The sequence below is a fragment of the Arthrobacter sp. C2 genome, from assembly GCA_024207135.1.
GTDB lineage: Bacteria > Actinomycetota > Actinomycetes > Actinomycetales > Micrococcaceae > Paeniglutamicibacter.
In genome coordinates this window covers 1,015,153-1,032,387 of sequence record CP042428.1, presented here as the reverse complement: position 1 = coordinate 1,032,387, position 17,235 = coordinate 1,015,153, and the positions used below count along the sequence as shown (strand labels likewise).

The 17,235-nt window shown below is 65.8% G+C and carries 18 protein-coding genes; 10 read left to right on the top strand and 8 right to left on the bottom strand.

Features of this window, described 5'->3' with window-relative positions; genetic code table 11:
* Positions 1 to 14 precede the first annotated feature (14 nt).
* Positions 15 to 1,751 carry an ATP-dependent nuclease gene (locus FPY90_RS04805; RefSeq protein WP_498684132.1) on the bottom strand — a complete coding sequence of 579 codons (1,737 nt, stop codon included), beginning with the start codon at positions 1,749 to 1,751 and terminating at the stop codon, positions 15 to 17.
* Positions 1,752 to 2,514: 763 nt separating this feature from the next.
* Between FPY90_RS04805 and FPY90_RS04800 the strand changes: the two genes are divergently transcribed.
* The gene (locus FPY90_RS04800; protein ID WP_498684130.1) at positions 2,515 to 3,384 is read left to right on the top strand and encodes a VOC family protein; all 870 of its coding nucleotides are present in this window, start codon (positions 2,515 to 2,517) and stop codon (positions 3,382 to 3,384) included.
* Between the two features lie 85 nt (positions 3,385 to 3,469).
* On the opposite strand, the gene FPY90_RS04795 is transcribed toward FPY90_RS04800, so the two are convergent.
* Positions 3,470 to 3,751 carry a helix-turn-helix domain-containing protein gene (locus FPY90_RS04795; RefSeq protein ID WP_498684129.1) on the bottom strand — a complete coding sequence of 94 codons (282 nt, stop codon included), beginning with the start codon at positions 3,749 to 3,751 and terminating at the stop codon, positions 3,470 to 3,472.
* Positions 3,752 to 3,783: 32 nt separating this feature from the next.
* Between FPY90_RS04795 and FPY90_RS04790 the strand changes: the two genes are divergently transcribed.
* From FPY90_RS04790 to FPY90_RS04780, 3 genes are all read left to right on the top strand, one after another.
* A complete protein-coding gene (locus tag FPY90_RS04790) occupies positions 3,784 to 4,359 on the top strand; it encodes an isochorismatase family protein (RefSeq protein WP_498685515.1) in 576 nt (191 codons plus the stop codon).
* 9 nt (positions 4,360 to 4,368) lie between these two features.
* On the top strand, positions 4,369 to 5,163 hold the full coding sequence (locus FPY90_RS04785; RefSeq protein ID WP_498684128.1) for a CatB-related O-acetyltransferase: 795 nt from the start codon (positions 4,369 to 4,371) through the stop codon (positions 5,161 to 5,163).
* Positions 5,164 to 5,359: 196 nt separating this feature from the next.
* Entirely contained in the window at positions 5,360 to 6,298 is a 939-nt protein-coding gene (locus tag FPY90_RS04780; RefSeq protein WP_498684127.1) for a hypothetical protein, read from the top strand.
* Here FPY90_RS04780 and FPY90_RS04775 read toward each other — a convergent pair.
* On the bottom strand, positions 6,295 to 6,729 hold the full coding sequence (locus FPY90_RS04775) for an arsenate-mycothiol transferase ArsC (RefSeq protein WP_071215317.1): 435 nt from the start codon (positions 6,727 to 6,729) through the stop codon (positions 6,295 to 6,297). The genes FPY90_RS04780 and FPY90_RS04775 overlap by 4 nt on opposite strands.
* Positions 6,726 to 7,118: an ArsR/SmtB family transcription factor gene (locus tag FPY90_RS04770; RefSeq protein ID WP_498684125.1), complete on the bottom strand. Its 393-nt coding sequence runs from the start codon at positions 7,116 to 7,118 to the stop codon at positions 6,726 to 6,728. Before FPY90_RS04770 ends, FPY90_RS04775 begins: the two co-directional genes overlap by 4 nt.
* A gap of 116 nt (positions 7,119 to 7,234) precedes the next feature.
* Between FPY90_RS04770 and arsB the strand changes: the two genes are divergently transcribed.
* From arsB to FPY90_RS04740, 6 genes are all read left to right on the top strand, one after another.
* Complete coding sequence (gene arsB, locus FPY90_RS04765; RefSeq protein ID WP_071215318.1) at positions 7,235 to 8,326, top strand: ACR3 family arsenite efflux transporter; 1,092 nt, start codon at positions 7,235 to 7,237, stop codon at positions 8,324 to 8,326.
* A complete protein-coding gene (locus FPY90_RS04760) occupies positions 8,323 to 8,739 on the top strand; it encodes an arsenate reductase ArsC (protein WP_071215319.1) in 417 nt (138 codons plus the stop codon). The genes arsB and FPY90_RS04760 overlap by 4 nt, the downstream gene beginning before the upstream one ends.
* A gap of 30 nt (positions 8,740 to 8,769) precedes the next feature.
* The gene (locus tag FPY90_RS04755; protein ID WP_498684123.1) at positions 8,770 to 10,191 is read left to right on the top strand and encodes an FAD-dependent oxidoreductase; all 1,422 of its coding nucleotides are present in this window, start codon (positions 8,770 to 8,772) and stop codon (positions 10,189 to 10,191) included.
* A 139-nt stretch (positions 10,192 to 10,330) separates the two neighbouring features.
* Entirely contained in the window at positions 10,331 to 11,164 is an 834-nt protein-coding gene (locus tag FPY90_RS04750) for an alpha/beta fold hydrolase (protein ID WP_498684121.1), read from the top strand.
* Positions 11,165 to 11,462: 298 nt separating this feature from the next.
* Complete coding sequence (locus FPY90_RS04745) at positions 11,463 to 12,611, top strand: glycosyltransferase family 2 protein (RefSeq protein WP_071215322.1); 1,149 nt, start codon at positions 11,463 to 11,465, stop codon at positions 12,609 to 12,611.
* A 29-nt stretch (positions 12,612 to 12,640) separates the two neighbouring features.
* A complete protein-coding gene (locus FPY90_RS04740; protein WP_286135408.1) occupies positions 12,641 to 12,781 on the top strand; it encodes an LPXTG cell wall anchor domain-containing protein in 141 nt (46 codons plus the stop codon).
* 72 nt (positions 12,782 to 12,853) lie between these two features.
* Here FPY90_RS04740 and FPY90_RS04735 read toward each other — a convergent pair whose 3' ends face one another.
* From FPY90_RS04735 to FPY90_RS04720, 4 genes are all read right to left on the bottom strand, one after another.
* The gene (locus FPY90_RS04735) at positions 12,854 to 13,975 is read right to left on the bottom strand and encodes a hypothetical protein (RefSeq protein ID WP_286135409.1); all 1,122 of its coding nucleotides are present in this window, start codon (positions 13,973 to 13,975) and stop codon (positions 12,854 to 12,856) included.
* A 191-nt stretch (positions 13,976 to 14,166) separates the two neighbouring features.
* Positions 14,167 to 15,069, bottom strand: coding sequence for a diacylglycerol/lipid kinase family protein (locus FPY90_RS04730; protein WP_498684118.1), 903 nt, complete (start codon positions 15,067 to 15,069; stop codon positions 14,167 to 14,169).
* Positions 15,066 to 16,640 carry a glycerol-3-phosphate dehydrogenase/oxidase gene (locus FPY90_RS04725; protein ID WP_498684116.1) on the bottom strand — a complete coding sequence of 525 codons (1,575 nt, stop codon included), beginning with the start codon at positions 16,638 to 16,640 and terminating at the stop codon, positions 15,066 to 15,068. Before FPY90_RS04725 ends, FPY90_RS04730 begins: the two co-directional genes overlap by 4 nt.
* A complete protein-coding gene (locus FPY90_RS04720) occupies positions 16,637 to 17,233 on the bottom strand; it encodes a TetR/AcrR family transcriptional regulator (protein ID WP_498684114.1) in 597 nt (198 codons plus the stop codon). The genes FPY90_RS04725 and FPY90_RS04720 overlap by 4 nt, the downstream gene beginning before the upstream one ends.
* Between the last annotated feature and the right edge of the window lie 2 nt (positions 17,234 to 17,235).

The window sequence follows — 17,235 nt, the reverse complement described above, 5'->3', positions numbered from 1 at the left end:
AAATATCCGAAAACCTATGATGTAAGTTCCGACTCGATATCTTTTAGAAGCTGAATCATTTCCCAATCAAGGTTATCGAAAGTTATAACAGAGGCCAGGTTGCGAGCAGTCAGCACTGGAAACTTTGTTTCTTGAGTTCTCCTGTTCCACATGGTGATTAGGTCTTTAGGAGGAACCATCGACATTCGCTGCTCCAAGCTATCTTCCCATTTTGACGTGAATGATCTCAGTAACGTTGAGATTTTTGTAGACTCGTCTAGACGTGAATCTAGTGCGGGCGAAGCGTGCGTTGTGTATTGCCCGAATACGTCTTCGCGAAATGACTCTGTCAAAAAGTCTAACTCGGCACGAACGACTGCTTTTTCAAGACCTGTGTACTCGTGGATGATATCAAGTGAAATTAGATAACTTTCGAGTTCCTTTTTCTTCCAAATATGAGCTTTTACATTCGCCGCCAGTAGCTCTTTTTCAAGATCACTACATTCGGCATCTTGTCGATAGTCCCTATCTAGTATCAGTCTGATATTCACCGCGGAGCCCATGTATTTAGACGACAACCAGCCAAACGATTCCACGCTCGGCCATCGAGTGAACCCGCCAATTGGGATTATGGCAAGGTTTTTCTCCATTGAAAAAGCATTGAAGTCTAATCGCTCGGCAATAACACGTAGTATCTTCATGTCGTTGCCCTCTAAAAAGAGGGCGTTCTTCGACTTCAGCGCACGTGCCATGGACAGATTGAATGAGCTACCGAGGCCATCTGCGATTAGACCCAAGCCATTTTCTGGCGAAATTCGAACAGCGTTGGAAGCACTTCGCTCGACCCAGAGAAGGGATGATGGCACGGCTTCGGATGCTACTTCCGCTGCGTGTGACGACATGACAATCTGCTGATTAGTTGCTTCGACTACGCGTACTAATCGACGTTGTAGATCGGGATGAAGAAAAACATCTGGTTCATCTAAAAGAATTGTGGAGCAGTCCTTGGCCCGCCAAAGATGGAATAGCAATTGAAGCCATATTTGAATTCCATCCCCAGCCCAGAATATTTCCTTTTCTGTTCGACTAGTTCCGTCCATATAGTATGCGTCAAGCCAGGTGTCGCCATCGGTTGTTCGGGATGTAAGTACCAATCCGGTAATTTCTGGTGTATTTTTCAGCAGAAAATCTATTAATTCGTCATACTCTACACTATTCGATGTTTTGGATAAAGTTAAATGATTTCTGAAATGTCGACTTGACAACCGTGTTTCGATATGACTTTTTAAGTGTGTTTTACTTAGCGTTTTTTCGTTTCGCTCCAGGGGCGTAAGCGTCGGTACTATACCGATGACTGGCACGAGTTTTTTCGCTGCGGCAGCCGTTTGGACATGGCTGCCTTTGTGCTCAAGCCAGAAGAACGGCGGGTCGTCCACTGGCCAAACTATCTTTATTGTAGCCCCGGAATGGTATCGTAGTTCCAATCGTGATTCGGAACCCTCAATGAACTCATGTCTAATATTTTCTAGATTGAATGAATCTGTTCGTATCTTGCCCAGATAGTACCCGTTTACGGTCTTTTCGCCCGTTGAGAAATATTCGGAAGGTCCATTTCGGGTGGTGAACCTGGCGGCCTCATTGCAAAGCCTTATTGCTGAAATAAGCGTGGTTTTCCCGGCATTGTTCGGCCCTAGGAGCAGCGCGCTCCCATTGAATGTTGCCGAGAAGGACTTGAAACCTTTGAACATTTTTAATTTTAATGATTTTATCATTTAGATCTTCCGTCATAAAGTTATAGAAGGATACTTTAGCTTCGCGCACAATTCAGCTCAGTAGAGAATTTGCTTTTTCTTTAATGTCGCGGCCTGGCTTGGGTGAGTTTTGCGCGCTGTTTTGGTGAGTTCCTGCTGACTGTTACCTGAAGCCTGTCGCCAATATATGGCAGGGGGTCGTAGTCTATCTATTGATTCCTAGGTCTACTCTTATGAAGATTTTGTTGCCATCGTATGGATGGCTCATTTTTCTTGTAATGGCAAGTGGGTGCTTTTCTGAAATTGTATGTATCGTTTCTGGGCAATTATCGACCTTCGTTAAAGTCGGCCTCAATGATAAATCCAGCGCTTCGCTTGAAGTCTATATCTCCAGCTGGCCGCATTGGTCCAGCGGCTCGCGCTTGTTGGCGCTTTGGGGGTCGAGCGAAGCTTGATGGGTCATGGGGGCAGGGGTGTCGATCGACTGAGGGGTGTCCGTCGCGGTCAGGGTGACCTGATGTCGACTGAGCGGTTTTGACGCATGCGTACATATTCGGTCTAGGGCGCGAGCCGGATCATTACTCCTGGCAGGCCGGTTGCGGGTCCTGGCGCCGGGGGTGGGGTGCGTCGGATGTGGGATTTGGGCAACGTCTCGCCGGATGCCGGGGAGTTGCCAGGAGCGGCCTGGTGGTGTCAGTGGGCACTCTTTAGTTGTAGCTTCAAGTAAAATGTGTAATACTTGAAGCAAGAACAATCCACCGCCTCATTCCAAGGAGTCACCACCATGGGCATCACCACACAAGACCAGCTGTCCGCCGAACTGGCCATGGGCACCGTCATGCTCAAGGTCGGCGACATGAAGAAGATGAGCAACTACTACCAGAAGGCCCTGGGCCTTGAGGTGCTCTCCGAGGGGCCGGCCGGAACTGGGCTGGGCCGCCGCGGACTCGAGCTGGTCCACCTTTCCGACGGCAAGGGCCTGGACCTCCCAAACCGCGGCGAGGCAGGGCTGTTCCACACCGCGCTGCTCTTCGACACCCAGTCGGACCTGGCCGCCACCGTGCTCTCCGCAGCACAGTTCGACGGCTCGCTGTTCACCGGCAGCTCCGACCACCTGGTCTCGGAGGCCTTCTACTTCAACGACCCCGAGGGCAACGGCATCGAGCTCTACTGGGACCGCCCGCGCGAGACCTGGACCTGGAACGGTGACACCGTGGCCATGGACACCCTCCACCTCGATCCCAACAACTACCTCAACAAGCACGTCAACGAGGCGGCCGTGAGCGGACTGGTGCAGGCCAACGCCGGCATCGGCCACGTCCACCTGCAGGTCGGCGATGTCGCCACCGCCGAGCAGTTCTACGTCGACATCCTGGGCTTCGCCAAGACCACCAACTTCCACGGCCAGGCACTCTTCGTCTCTGCCGGAGGCTACCACCACCACATGGCCATGAACGTGTGGAACTCCCGCGGCGCGGGCCCGCGCAAGGACACCCTGGGCCTGGGCGAGGTCGTCATTACCGTGCCCAACGCCGACGAGGTCGGCGCGCTGGCCGACCGTCTCAAGGTTGCAGGGATCTCCAGCCACCACACCGGCGCCGAGCTGCGCTTCGAGGATCCGTGGCGCAACCAGCTGCGCGTGTCCGTCGGCTAGCAACAACGGTTCCCTTGCAGGGCGGGCCGGGGATGTCGCGTTTTCGCGACGTCCCCGGCCCGCCCTGCGTGGTCCCGGCGCATCGTCAGGTTCCGTGGGTCGACCTCCGGCCGGGCTGCAGCCTCGGTGCCACGTGCCCCATGGTCGCCCGGTAGGTGCTGGGCGGGAGGTTGAAGTGTGCGGTGAAATGCTGGCGCAAGTGTTCGCCGCCGCCGAACCCCGAAAGGTGCGCAATGCGCTCGATGGTGAGCGCCGTGGTTTCCAACAGGGCCCTGGCTTCCTGGAGCCGGATGAGAGTGACCCATCGGCCCGGCGCCAGCCCCATGGTTTCCTTGAAGCGCCGGTGAAAGGTCCGGGTGGGGTCCATCCTGGGGACGCTCCGCCAACTTCTCCGAGGCCCTGGCAAATATTGCCGCGCTTGGGCAGGCGTGGGAGGCGCGCGGCCTGCCCGTGGTGAAGGTCCGCCATGACAGCGCCCATCCGCTATCGACCTTGCGCGCCGGCTCCCTGGGCAACCGGTTCATGGCCGAGGTGCTCGAGCTGCGCGAGGACCTGCTGGTCACCAAGACGGTGAACTCGTCGTTTCTCGGGACGCCGGACCTGGCACGCTGGCTGCGCTCCCGCTCCCTGGGGACGATTGTCGTGGCGGGAATCCAGACGAACCTGTGCGTGGAAACGACCGCGCGGATGGGCGGAAACCTGGGATTCGAGGTGTTGGTACCCCTGGATGCAACAACCACCTTCGATCTGGAGGGGCCGGCTCTCGCAGGCGGTCCGCCCCTTCGTCTCACGGCGGAGGAACTCATGACCGCAACGGCGGTGAACCTCCACGGGGACGGCTTTGCCAGGGTCACCGACACCGCGGACATACTCAAGCACCTGGCCGGCAAACCCGTGCGGGAAGCGGCACCGGCAACACCGACGGCCATGGTCTTGCCAGCAAACGCCAACGAAACCGCAGGGTTCGGTGGCTAGGGTCGTACGATGCAATTACGCCTTAGTGAACTTCGCCCGCACCTGGTTTCGAGCCGGATATTCCTGATGGGTCCCGGGGCCAAGACGATCGAGACGACCGGGGCCAGCTACGGCGAGGACAGCCTGATCAAGTTCGATCCTGACCTGAGATTGGAGCCCTACGCCACCTATTGGGCGGGAAGCGGCCGGCACCTGGTGGGCCTGGGTTCCTTCTCCTACACCCACTCGCGGCTGCCGCTCTCGACGCAGGTGGGCCGCTACACCTCCATCGCCAAGGGCGTGAAGGTCATGGGGGCGATGCATCCGCACGAATGGGCCTCCACCAGCCCGGTTTTCTACAACCGCCGGCTTATGATGGAAACCTTCGAACGGGACCGGGGAGAAACTCCCGCCTACCGGAAGTTCGACTATGCACCCGACCCCGTGGTGGTCGGCAACGACGTGTGGATCGGGGAGAACGTCACGCTGGGCCACGGCGTGCACATCGGCGATGGGGCAGTGGTTGCCTCCAACTCGGTGGTCACCCGCGATGTGCCGCCCTACGCGGTGGTCGCCGGGGTGCCCGCCAAGACCATCCGGCAACGCTTCGATGAACAGACCGCCAACGATTTGGCGCGCAGCGCCTGGTGGGACTATTCGCCGACCGCCTTGAACCAGCTCGATGTCCGCAATCCCGCGGAGTTCGCCCGCGGCGCCATCGGCCTCATCGAGGCCGGGGCCATCGAGCCCTACCGCCCGGCCGTCCTCACCGGCCGCGAGCTGGCCGCGGCCGTCGCCTCCTCGTTCGACCACGCCGCATCCTGAGCGTTTCACGGACAGGGCACGCTGGAATTGCTCCGATTGCCATCCATCGCCCGCCGATTCGGGCAGCCGCACGACACGGAAATGACGGGCGAATGCGTGGTTCCACGGATGCGCCAACGCCGCCGACGGCGCACCATGAATCCAGGAGTCGATGACCGGCACCATGCACTCGTGGTTCGGTCCGAACGGAGGAATCATGCAAACGGGAAATCCACTTGGCGGTGTCGCCGGGACCGGCTACCTTGCCCTCGCCGCGGGGGTGATCGGTGTGGCAACCGCAGCGGCGCTGGGAATGATGTATGGCACGGAAATCTCGAGGCCCGGCCCGAAGATCTTTGGGCCGGCCAGCGACCTGCTGGGCGGGCTGTCCAACCTGTGCGTTGCCGGCGTGTTCATCCGCCTGCAGCGCGCCGTGTCCGACTCCCGCCGTGCGATCCCGGGCATGGCCGTCGTCGTGGTGTTGTTGGCGGCGGGTGCTGTTTCCTCGTTCCTGCTCGTGGCGGGCGTGCTCGACTTCGTACCCGCCACGATCGCGGCGATAGTGGCGCTCGCGGCGCAGGCCCTGTGGTTGGTGGCCATCTGCACGCGGTTGCGCCGTGGTGGCGCCATCCCACCCCGGCTGGGGCGCGGCGGCAAGGCCGTCGGTGCCGGCTTCCTCGCCGGGTGCTTCATCGTCGCTGCCGGCCTGCTGGCACCGGCAGGGTGGCCGCAGTGGACGGTTTTTGCCGTCGGCGGTGTGGTCGGGCTCACCGGCTGGGTCGGCATGCCCGTATGGTTCGTCCTTCTCGGGCGGCATCTGGTCGCTAGGTGTACGTGCGGCCGGCCCCCTGGCCCCTGCGCCCGGCGGGCCCCGAACCGCGTAGCGCCGACGGGGGTGTCCACGGGCGGCGCCCCGCTTCCGGAGTATCCTCACCGGGCGCACCGGCCCGTTGGTCCTTGTCTCGACCGATGGATACCGAAATCGCCTGCATTCCGTACAAGCGCAACTCCCTCGGGCGGGTTCCGTCGCCTTAAAAGGTGCTCCGGGATGCGCATCTCAAGACGCAGCGCGCCGCCCGGACGTGGCAGGCGTCCCGGGCGGCACGTTGTCGGCCTGCCCGGGGGGGTCCGGGCCAAGCGAGGCGCGAGGGTCTAGCGGGAATCCAGAAGGCGGTGCTTGAGTTCCTTGATGCGTGCGTGGATGTCATCGCGGATAAGTTCCATGCGCTCCCGGCCCTCGATCCCGCGCAGGGAAGGCTCGTCGGTTTCCCAGACCTCGACCTGGACGCCGTCAACGGCCGGAACGTTGGCCTCGGTGCCCAGGACCACCACGTGCCCGGCGGCCCGCATGTTCTCTTCGGTCAACGCCTTGGGCTTTTCATTGCCGATGTCGACGCCGACCTCCAACAGGACCTCGGCCGTGAGCGGGTTGATGGCTGTTCCGGGCTTGGTGCCGGCAGAGGTGGCGGTGATGTCGTCGCCCGCCTCGAGTTTCATGAGGCCAGCGGCCATCTGCGATTTCCCGCCGTTCTTGACGCACACGAACAGGACGGCGGGGCGCCCGGGCCGCGATGGCGCGGAGCTCATCGGCTGGCCTTCGGGCTGAGCGTTGCCGCCAGCGAGTCCAGCGCGCCGGGGACCAACGAGTAGTACGCCCAGACGCCGCGCTTTTCGCGGGTCAGCAGCCCGGCCTCCACCATGATCTTCAGGTGGTGGGAGACCGTGGGCTGGCCCAGGTTCAACGGCTCGGACAAGTCGCAGACACAGGTCTCGGCCTCCGGAGAGGAGGAGACGATCGAGAGGATGCGCAGCCGGTTGGGGTCGGCGAGCGCCTTGAAGCGCGCCGCCAGGGCCTCGGCCTCGCCGGCCAGCAATGACTCCTGCCCGTGGGAAGGAACGCAGCACGGGGCTTCGGTTTCCTGCACGGGATCCGCGGGGGACTCCCGACGCCTGGGGGCGGCAACCGGTGTGGGCATGTGCCTATCCTCGCTTTCCTGGGCTCCCGGACGGGAGATTGACAATCGTCGATATATGCAAGGATACTCGATACATCGACACTCGTCGATGCCTATGCCTTTTGGAGTGAACCCGCGTGACGCCCAATGCCCCGCCCGCCGAGACCCGGCACCTGAGCGCCAAGCTCTCCACCCTGGACCGCTACCTGGCCGTCTGGATCCTGGCGGCCATGGCCCTCGGGCTGGTGCTGGGCCGGGTCATTCCCTCGCTGGGCGCGGCCCTGGACTCCATCCAGGTCGCCGGCATCTCCCTGCCCATCGCCCTCGGGCTGCTGGTGATGATGTACCCGGTGCTGGCCAAGGTCCGCTACAACGAGACCGGCGCCGTGCTCAGCGACAAAAAACTCATGGTCACCTCGCTGGTGATCAACTGGGTGCTAGCCCCGGCCTTCATGTTCGTGCTCGCCTGGATCTTCCTGGCCGACCTGCCCGAGTACCGCACGGGGCTGATCATCGTCGGGCTCGCCCGCTGCATCGCCATGGTCTTCATCTGGAACGACCTGGCCTGCGGGGACCGCGAGGCCGCCGCCGTGCTGGTCGCCATCAACTCCGTCTTCCAGGTCTTCGCCTTCGGCGCCCTGGGCTGGTTCTACCTCCAGCTACTCCCGTCCTGGCTGGGACTGCCCACCACCAGCGCCGAATTCTCCATCTGGACCATTACGCTTTCGGTCCTCGTGTTCCTGGGCATCCCGCTGGTGGCCGGGTACCTCACCCGGACCTTCGGCGAGAAGGCCAGGGGCCGCGAATGGTACGAGGACAGGTTCCTGCCGAAGATCGGCCCCTGGGCGCTCTACGGCCTGCTGTTCACCATCGTGCTGCTCTTCGCCCTGCAGGGCGACAACATCATCGCCAAGCCCCTGGACGTCGTGCGCATCGCGCTGCCGCTGCTGGTCTACTTCCTGGTGGTCTTCGGCGCCTCGATGCTCATCGGCCGCGCCCTGCGCATGGGCTATGCCCGCACCACCACGCTGGCGTTCACCGCGGCCAGCAACAACTTCGAACTGGCCATCGCCGTGGCCATCGCGACCTTCGGGGTCACCAGCGGCCAGGCCCTGGCCGGGGTCGTCGGGCCGTTGATCGAGGTGCCGCTGCTGGTGGCCCTGGTCTACGTCGCGCTGTGGTCCCGCAAGTTCTTCGACTCCTTCAACCCCGCAAAGGTGCAAGCATGAACACCGCCGCCAAGCCCTCCGTCCTGTTTGTCTGCGTCCACAACGCCGGACGCTCCCAAATGGCCGCGGCCTTCCTGGCCAACCTTTCGGCCGGGCAGATCGAGGTCCGCTCCGCAGGCTCCGCCCCGGCGGACACCGTGAACCCTGCCGCAGTCGCGGCCATGGGCGAGGTGGGCATCGACATGGCGGGCGAAACCCCGAAGATCCTCACCACCGAGGCCGTGAAGGAATCGGACGTGGTCATCACCATGGGCTGCGGGGACACCTGCCCGATCTTCCCGGGCAAGCGCTACGAGGACTGGGTGCTGGAGGATCCCGCGGGCCGGGGCGTTGAAGCCGTGCGCCCGATCCGCGACGAGATCCGCGCGCGCATCGAGACCCTGATCTCCGAACTGCTGCCCGCCACCAGGTAACAACCCCTCGACTCCCAGGAGCGGAAGACCATGAACCAGAGCCACCCGATCATCGTCATCGGCGCCGGACCCATCGGGCTGGCCGCCGCGGCGCACCTGCTCGAACGCGGCCAGGACGTGCGCGTCCTCGAGGCCGGAAGCGGTGCCGGTGCCGCCATCCGCAGCTGGGGGCACATCCGGCTCTTCTCCACCTGGCGCTGGAACATCGACGCCGCCGCCCGCCGGCTGCTCGAAACACCCACCAACGGCTACGCCGGCGGCTGGGAAGCACCTCGCGAAACCCGCCTCCCAACGGGTTCCGAGATGGTGGCCGAGTACCTCGAGCCGCTGGCGGCCCACCCTGCTATGGCCCCGCGCATCAGCTACGGGCACCGGGTCACCCGGGTCACCCGCGTCCGGCCGGATGGCAACTCCGTGGACAAGGCCCGGTCGCAGGCCCGGGCGGAGTCCGCCTTCCTGCTGCGCACCGCGACCGCCCGGGGACTTGTGGACATCCAGGCCCGGGCCGTCATCGACGCCTCGGGCACCTGGGGGACCCCGAGCCCGGTCGGCCGCTGCGGCATCGAGGCCATCGGCGAGGCGGACGCCCGGGCCATGGGCATCGTCACCTCCCCGCTGCCGGATCCGCTGGGAGCCGGCAGCGAACACTTTGCCGGAAAGACCGTTCTGGTGCTCGGTGCCGGGCATTCGGCGGCCAACACCCTGATCAGCCTGGGCCGGTTGCGCCAGCACCACCCCGACACCCGCATCCTGTGGGGCCTGCGCGGGGCGGCCAACCCGATCCGCCTGTACGGGGGAGGACCGGCGGACCAGTTGCCGGCCCGCGGACAACTGGGCACTTCGCTGCGCCGCTTCGTGGAGAACGGCGACATCACCATCGTCGAAAACCTCGCCGTCACCACCCTGGAACGCGGGGAGAAACTCGGCGTGGTTCTAGCCGATGGCCGTCGGCTGGAGGTGGACCTGCTGGTCCCGGCCACCGGCTTCCGCCCCGAGCTGGGAATGCTCTCGGAGCTGCGCCTGGACATGGACCAGGTTGTGGAGGCCCCGCGCCAGCTTGGCCCGCTGATCGATCCGGAGTTCCATAGCTGCGGCACCGTTTCCGCCCACGGCGCGTCCGTGCTGGCCCACCCGGAAACCGACTTCTACATCGCCGGGATGAAGAGCTACGGCCGGGCCCCGACCTTCCTGCTGGCCACCGGCTATGAACAGGTCCGCTCCATTGCCGCCGCCCTGGCCGGGGACCGCGCGGCCGCCCAGGCCGTGGAACTGGAGCTGCCGGACACCGGGGTGTGTTCCACCGACCTGGCCGGCTCCTGCGACGCACCGGCAGCCGGCGCCCCCGGGCCTGTGGCCGGGTCCTGCTGCGGCACCCCCGAACCGGTAAAGATCGGCTTCGCCACCGGCACCCTGCACGGCCACACCGAGATGCTCGTCGAGCAGGAGCTTTAGGCACGCCCACCCCAGGGGTCCTGGAGGGGAACGGCGGGTGGCGCGGCGGCGTCCTTGCCAAGCAGCACCCCGCCTGCATAGCGTGGAAAGCAGTGCGGCGTTGCGCCGCGCGCCCTGGCACGGTGAAAGGAAGATCCCCATGGGAACCATCAGCGTAGGAACCGAGAACAGCAAGCCGATCGAACTCCACTACGAGGACCACGGCAGCGGCCAGCCGGTGGTGCTGATCCACGGCTATCCGCTGGATGGCACCTCGTGGGAGAAGCAGACCGCTGCCCTTCTGGAGGCCGGCTACCGGGTCATCACCTATGACCGCCGCGGCTTCGGCAAGAGTTCCAAGCCCACCGACGGCTACGACTACGACACCTTTGCCGCCGACCTGCACGCCGTGATGGAAGCCATTGACGTGTACGACGCGGTGCTGGTGGGCTTCTCCATGGGCACCGGGGAGGTGGCCCGCTACCTGGCGAACCACGGCTCGGCGCGGGTGGCCAAGGCGGTGTTCCTCGGTTCCCTGGAACCGTTCCTGCTGCAGACCGCGGACAACCCCGAGGGACTGCCCGCCTCGACCTTCGAACCCCTGCTCGAGGCCGCGAAGGCCGACCGCTACGCTTTTTTCACCGAGTTCTTCAAGAACTTCTTCAACACCGATCAGTTCCTGGGCAACCGGCTGAGCCCGGAGGCGCTGGAAGCCAACAAGCATGTGGCCTATGCGGCCTCGCCCTTTGCCTCGGTCGCCGCCCAGCCGACCTGGCTGACCGACTTCCGCGAGGATGTTGCCGCGATCAAGGTGCCGACGCTGATCGTGCACGGCACCGCGGACCGGATCCTGCCGATCGAAAACACCGCACGCCGCTTCGCCAAGGCCCTTCCCGCCGCGCAGTTCCACGAGATCGAAGGGGCGCCGCACGGCATGCTCTGGACCCATGCCGAGGAGGTCAACCGGATCCTGCTGGCCTTCCTGAAGGGCTAGGACCCTTTACCGACTCGCATTCTTGTCTTGTCCTCCCGCCCGGCGATGCCCTACACCGGGCAGTTCCATGGCCCGCGGCGCGGCTTCCCAACACCCGTTTGGTCTCCCTGCCCGCGACGGAAGCCGACCCGAAGGTCCGATCCGGCGGCGGGATGCCGTGGACCGGCCACCAGGCGGTTTTCTTGCACCATTCCTGTTGCAGTCCTGTTCCTTTTGTGCGGGTTCCTTGTCCGTAGGTTGAGATTCAACTGCAACAGTGGGGCAAGGGCAGGGAAACACGACCAAGGGCAGGAATCCGATGCGCAACGACCGCACCATGGGGGCAGGCAGCGATCCGACCGCGCCGCGGGGTCCCGCCGCGGAACCCGCCCGGGGAACCCATCGGGCCGACGGCGGCACGGTGACCGTGCTGGTCCCCGCACACAACGAAGCCGGGGCCATAATCGAGACCCTGCACTCGCTCGGGCAGCAAACCCGCCGGCCGGACCGGGTCATCGTCATTGCCGACAACTGCACCGATGCCACGGAGCAGCTGGCCCTGGCCCAGGGGGCCGAAGTCATCCGCACGCACGGGAACACGGACAAGAAGGCCGGCGCGCTGAACTTCGCACTGGGCAGCTTGCTCGAATCGGCCGACGGGGACGAGCTGGTCTTGGTCCAGGATGCGGACTCGCAGTTGGCGGGGGACTTCATCGAAAACGCCGTCCGCCACCTCGGTGCGGACTCCACGCTTGGCGCGGTCGGCGGGGTGTTCAGCGGAGGCCCGGGAGGCGGCTTCGTCGGCCACCTGCAACGCAACGAGTACGCCAGGTACGCCAGGGACGTGAAAAGGCTCCACGGCAGATGCCTCGTCGTGACGGGAACCGCGGCGCTTTTCCGGGTGCGGACCCTTCGGGGCGTCTCGGTGGCGCGAACCCGGGGCGCGCTGCCGGCCGGCAACGGCCGCGGCGGGGTCTATGACACCTCGGTGCTGACCGAAGACAACGAACTGTCCTTCGCGCTGCTCACCCTGGGACACACCATCCTGTCCCCGGCCGACTGCACCCTGGTCACCGAGGTCATGCCGACCTGGCACGAGCTGTGGGCCCAACGCCTGCGCTGGAAGCGGGGTGCTGTTGAAAATTGCGTGCAGTACGGCTGGACCAAGGTCACCCGTCCCTACTGGGGCCGGCAGTTCCTGTCCATGCTTGGCGTCCTGGTCACCCTGGCCTATGCCGGGGCGATTGCCTACGCCGTGGGATCGGGAGCCGGCCTGCACATCCATGCCATTTGGATGGCGGTGACCGCCGTGTTCGTGCTTGAACGCGTCGTGACCCTGCGGCCGCGGGGATGGAAATACATGCTGTTGGCGGCCACCATGTACGAAATGGTCATTGACCTGTTCCTGCAGGCCGCCCACGCCAAGGCATTCGCCGATGCACTGTTCAACACCAAGAAGGTCTGGTAGCCAAGATGTACAACAATCCAATGATCCCCATGGCAGCAAGCGCAGGATCGGCGGCCCTGGCCATGACCGGAGCGGGCGAGGCCTTCTGGTACGCCCTGGCGGGCTTCGCGCTGCTGGCCCTCGGCCTGGCGATCAAGCGCATCGTCCCGGTGCGCGCGCTGAAGTCCTAGCCCGGATTCTGCTCTGAAGGTTGCGGGGGACCGGTGGCCAACCGGCCATCGGCCGCCCCGCAACATCCCCGCTCAGGCCACCGGCGCGGTCGCGGCCGAGTACCTCGAGACCGTCGTGTAGCCGGTCTTGGTGCCGGTGACCCGGACCTTGATGGTGTCGCCCGCATCTATCGCGGCGAGCGTGTAGGTCTTGACCGTCGCCCCGGGGATGGCGGCACCCGAGCGGTACCACTGGTACTTCAGCGTGGTGCCGGTGGTCCAGGTGCCGGGGTTCGCGCTCAGCGTGTTGCCGGTGGCCAGGGTGCCACTGATGGTCGGAGTCGGTGCGGTGAGCGTGCCCGGGGCCGCGAAGGAGAAATCGCGGATGACCACCGACTCGGGCGCGACATGCAGCGGGTCTCCGCCGCCGCCTCCGGTGACCCACAGGTTGAAGTGGATGGCTTCGTTGGCCGGAACCGGGACCGTGGCGCCCTGCATCACGGTCCGCTTGAGCAGCGTCCCGGCGAATCCGGTCCCGGCGAAGGTCTCGAAGGTCAGCTTGGATGGCTCCCAGATCAGCCGGTGGGTCAGCACGGCGGTGGTCGTCGTGGGAAAGGTGATCGTGCTGTTGCCCTCGCCCGGCGGCAGCAGGGCATCGAACCAGTAGCCGTGTCCCTGGGTCACCGGCCAGTTCTCGCCGTAGGCGGCGCCGCCGCCCCAGGCCGAGGCCTCGCACAGGTCGATTTCGTTGTATCCCGGCGAGGCCTCGGGGTCGTAGGTGAACAGGCACCCCCACACGACCTCCTTTTGCAGCGCGCTGACGTTCTTGGCAACGGTGGTGCTGTAGGTTCCGTACCCGAACCCCTGCCGGGTGGACTGGATTTCGGCACCCGCCGGGGCCGCGCCGGTGGGGTTGGACAACCTCAGGGTGACATACCCGTTGGCGTCGGGGTTGCCGACATTTGCCGGGTCGAACATCCGGTTGAATTGGGGGGCCCCGCCCCAGAACCGTTTCTGCCAGTTGAAGCCCTTCCATTCGAAGCTGCCGGCCGGCCCGGGATCCTCCGCCAGGGGCGCGATCACGGCGGCCTGGGCGGGCATCGGGCCCACCGCCAGGCACAGCCCCGCCGCGACCAGGAGGGAGAAGGTTCGCAGGATCCGGGGGAACCTGGCGGGGATTCGTGCCGGGACAAGCGCAATGGCGGTTCGTTTCATGGCAAGACCTTCGCTGTTCGGTGACCCGGGGACCACCATGGCCCCGTGGCTGGACACCGGGCCCCACCCGATGTGCCTGAAAGGCTAGGCACATGCCCGCTCCCGTCGCCGCACGTCCCACCCAAGGCATGCAACTGAATGATTATCGGGCATGACCCGTGGATTTGGATAGTGGCAGGTGGTCCGGCGCCTCAGCCAAACACCGGGGAATCGGCGGGCACCAGGACGCTGACCGCGCGCGGTGCGATGGAGATGGTGGCCGGCAGCGGGCCGACGTTTTCCCCGTCGGCATAGATGTTCAGCGGCTTGCTGGCGCTGATGGTGATCTCGCGGCCGCGGCTGAACGTGATGTTCCCCTGGCTCAGGTGCGTGCCGCGGTAGGAACGCAGGAAGGTCAGGGCCACGCCCAGGATGCCGGCCTGGCCCAGGGACACCACGTCCAGCAGGCCGTCGTCGACCTTGGCCAGCGGGCAGATGTGCAGCCCTCCGCCGTATTGGCCGACGTTTCCCACTGCGACAAACCAGCCCGGAACGGTGTGCTGCACCCCGTCCACGTCCAGGGTGAAGGTGACGTTGCGCCATTGAAGGAACGCCTTCAGCCCGCCGTAGAGGTACACGAAGGGTCCGAGGTTGATCCGGGCGCCGTTGCCGTATTCGTTGGCCAGCCCGTCGAAGCCGGCATTCGCGACCCCGAAGTAGGCGCGGCCGTTGACCAGCCCCAGGTCCAATTGCCGCACCACCAGCCGCGGCAGCCGGCGCACGGCCGTGGCCGGGTCGAGGTCCAGCCCGAGGCGGCGGATCGTGTCGTTGCCCCGGCCCCCGGCCAGCGGGAGCAGGATGGCGCCGGACTCCCTGGCCCCGGCCGCAGCGGCGCCCAGGAACCCGTCCCCGCCCAGCACCGCCACCAGGGTTCCGGCCGCGGCCGCGCGCGCCCGGTCGGTGGCCTCCTGCAGGCTTTCGGTGATGCGGACGACCGGGGTGAATCCGGCCGCGTGCAGGGCGGCGGCCGTTTGTTCCCAGTGTTTCAGGCCGCGTCCGCGGCCCGAGGTCGGATTGACCAGCAGCAGGGCCGGCTCGGACGAGGGCGCCTTCATGCGCCCGGTCCTTCCACGGACGGGGTGCCGGCTGCCAGCGCCAGGATCTCGGCGGCGCGGCCGGAGGCCCGGGCCGCGTCCGCGGGCACCAGGGAGAGCCGGGTGCGGCGCTCCAGCAGGTCTTCGACGCCCGTTGCCCCCTCGGCGCGGATGGCGAAGAGCAGTTCAGCGCCGGTGATCCCGGTGCCCTCGAAGAGCGGTTCGGCCAGCAGCGGGTGTTCCCCGGCGAGGGCGTGCACCGCCGGCGCCTCCGTGCCGTACTTGGCCACCAGCCGTGCCGGCGCGTCCAGCGAGGCCAATGCGCTGCGGTGTGCGGCGCCGACCAGCGGCAGCCGCCTGGTCCGGCTCGGCGTGGAGACCCCGAGCCGGGCCGCTGCGACGTCCACCGCGTCCTGCGCCATGCGGCGGTAGGTGGTCAGCTTCCCGCCCACCACGGTGATCGGCTCCCCGGGAACATCCTTCACCAGGTGCCGGCGGGAAATGTCCGCGGTGCCGCCGGACCCGCTGGCCGGCGCGGAGCGCACCAGCGGACGCAGCCCGGCAAAGGAGCCGATCACGTCCGTGCGGGCCAGCGGGGGATCGAGCACCCGGTTGACGACACCGAGCAGGAAATCAATGTCGTGCTCCGGCACGGCGGGACGGTGGCCGTCGGCGTCGCGGTCCTCCTGGTCGGTCAGCCCGATGTACACCGTGCCCTCCGGCTGGGGCAGCACAAAGACGTACCGGCCGAAGTGCCCGGGGACCGCCACGCTGTGGGCGGCATGCGGGTTGCCCAGGCGTGCGGCGCGCACCACCAGGTGGGTGCCGCGGCTCGGAACCAGCTCCAGGCCGGCATCGAAATCGGCCGCCCAGACGCCGGCGGCGTTGATGACGCTCCGAGCCCGGATGGCCAGGGATTCGCCGGTCCGGGTGTCGATTGCCTCCACGGAGCCGGCGGTGATCGCGGTCGCCTTGGCATCGCGCAGCACATGGGCGCCGAGCCCGGCGGCGGTGCGCAGCACGGCCAGCACCAGCCGCGCATCGTCGATGACCTGCCCGTCCCAGTAGAGCAGGCCGCGGCGCAACCCTGGCGTGTCCAGGGCCGGCGCCATGGCCGCAACGGCCTGCTTCGAGAGCAGCTGGGGGCGCGGCAGGATGGAGGAATGCAGGCCCGAGGTGCGGCGCAGCGCGTCGTAGAGCAGCACGCCGGCCCCCGCCGCGGCGGTCTGGGCGCGCCGGGCGCCGGTGGTGTCGGGGATGATGAAGCCCAGCGGGCGGATCAGGTGCGGGGCGATGTGCTGCATCAGCCAGCGCCGCTCCACCGCCGATTCCCAGGCGACGGGCAGGTCTCCGCGAGCCAGGTAGCGCAGCCCGCCGTGGACGAGCTTGGAGCTGTAGCCGCTGGTGCCGGAGCCGAAGTCGCGGGATTCGAGCAATGCCACGGACAACCCGCGGCTGGCCGCATCCAGCGCCACGCCGGCCCCGGTGATCCCGCCGCCGATGACGGCCACGTCCACTTCGTGCCCGGCCAGATGCTCCAGCGAGCGCTGCCGGGTGGCGTCGTTGATCCAGGTCGGATCCTGCCTGCTCATCGGGTGCCGCCCGGCTGCGGGGTCAGGTGCCGCACGAGCATCTTCTCGAGCTCCTTCAGCGTCGGGTCGAAGGTGCCGCTCTTGCGCAGCAGCCGCGCCGAGAGCGCCACGCCCTGCAGGGCGAGCAGCAGCGTGGCGGCGGTGGCCTCGCCCGCCTCGATGCTGTGGTCGGCCTGCCCCGCGGCGAGCAGCGATTCGAGCTGGTCCAGGATCAGCTGCTGGCTGGCGCCGAACCTGTCGGTGACGTAGGGGATGAGGAATTCGGGGTCGCGCTCGGCAATCGATTCCAGCAGCTCCGAGGTGGCGAAGACCCGCACGGACGCGATGGCGAAGTGCACCAGCTGTTCGCGCCCGGTGCCGGCGGGGGAGGCCGAGCGGACATCCGCGGCGGCGGTGCGGAACTCCCGGGTCAGGGTGGCCAGGACGGCGTTTTCCACCGAGCCCATCCGGCGGTAGAAGGTCATGCGGGAGACCCCCGCCCGTTCGGCAATGTCGTTCGCGGTGGTGCGCCGCACCCCGTGGCGGACCACCGAGGCGCGCGTGGCCAGCAGGAGGCCCTCGTCGGCGGGGCTGCTGGTACGTTGTGACGTCATGT

Coding starts and splice junctions, on each gene's coding strand:
- FPY90_RS04805 (WP_498684132.1), bottom strand. CDS start 1,751: ATGATAAAATCATTAAAATTAAAAATGTTCAAAGGTTTCAAGTCCTTC.
- FPY90_RS04800 (WP_498684130.1), top strand. CDS start 2,515: ATGGGCATCACCACACAAGACCAGCTGTCCGCCGAACTGGCCATGGGC.
- FPY90_RS04795 (WP_498684129.1), bottom strand. CDS start 3,751: ATGGACCCCACCCGGACCTTTCACCGGCGCTTCAAGGAAACCATGGGG.
- FPY90_RS04785 (WP_498684128.1), top strand. CDS start 4,369: ATGCAATTACGCCTTAGTGAACTTCGCCCGCACCTGGTTTCGAGCCGG.
- FPY90_RS04780 (WP_498684127.1), top strand. CDS start 5,360: ATGCAAACGGGAAATCCACTTGGCGGTGTCGCCGGGACCGGCTACCTT.
- FPY90_RS04775 (WP_071215317.1), bottom strand. CDS start 6,729: ATGAGCTCCGCGCCATCGCGGCCCGGGCGCCCCGCCGTCCTGTTCGTG.
- FPY90_RS04770 (WP_498684125.1), bottom strand. CDS start 7,118: ATGCCCACACCGGTTGCCGCCCCCAGGCGTCGGGAGTCCCCCGCGGAT.
- FPY90_RS04760 (WP_071215319.1), top strand. CDS start 8,323: ATGAACACCGCCGCCAAGCCCTCCGTCCTGTTTGTCTGCGTCCACAAC.
- FPY90_RS04755 (WP_498684123.1), top strand. CDS start 8,770: ATGAACCAGAGCCACCCGATCATCGTCATCGGCGCCGGACCCATCGGG.
- FPY90_RS04750 (WP_498684121.1), top strand. CDS start 10,331: ATGGGAACCATCAGCGTAGGAACCGAGAACAGCAAGCCGATCGAACTC.
- FPY90_RS04745 (WP_071215322.1), top strand. CDS start 11,463: ATGCGCAACGACCGCACCATGGGGGCAGGCAGCGATCCGACCGCGCCG.
- FPY90_RS04740 (WP_286135408.1), top strand. CDS start 12,641: ATGGCAGCAAGCGCAGGATCGGCGGCCCTGGCCATGACCGGAGCGGGC.
- FPY90_RS04735 (WP_286135409.1), bottom strand. CDS start 13,975: ATGAAACGAACCGCCATTGCGCTTGTCCCGGCACGAATCCCCGCCAGG.
- FPY90_RS04730 (WP_498684118.1), bottom strand. CDS start 15,069: ATGAAGGCGCCCTCGTCCGAGCCGGCCCTGCTGCTGGTCAATCCGACC.
- FPY90_RS04725 (WP_498684116.1), bottom strand. CDS start 16,640: ATGAGCAGGCAGGATCCGACCTGGATCAACGACGCCACCCGGCAGCGC.
- FPY90_RS04720 (WP_498684114.1), bottom strand. CDS start 17,233: ATGACGTCACAACGTACCAGCAGCCCCGCCGACGAGGGCCTCCTGCTG.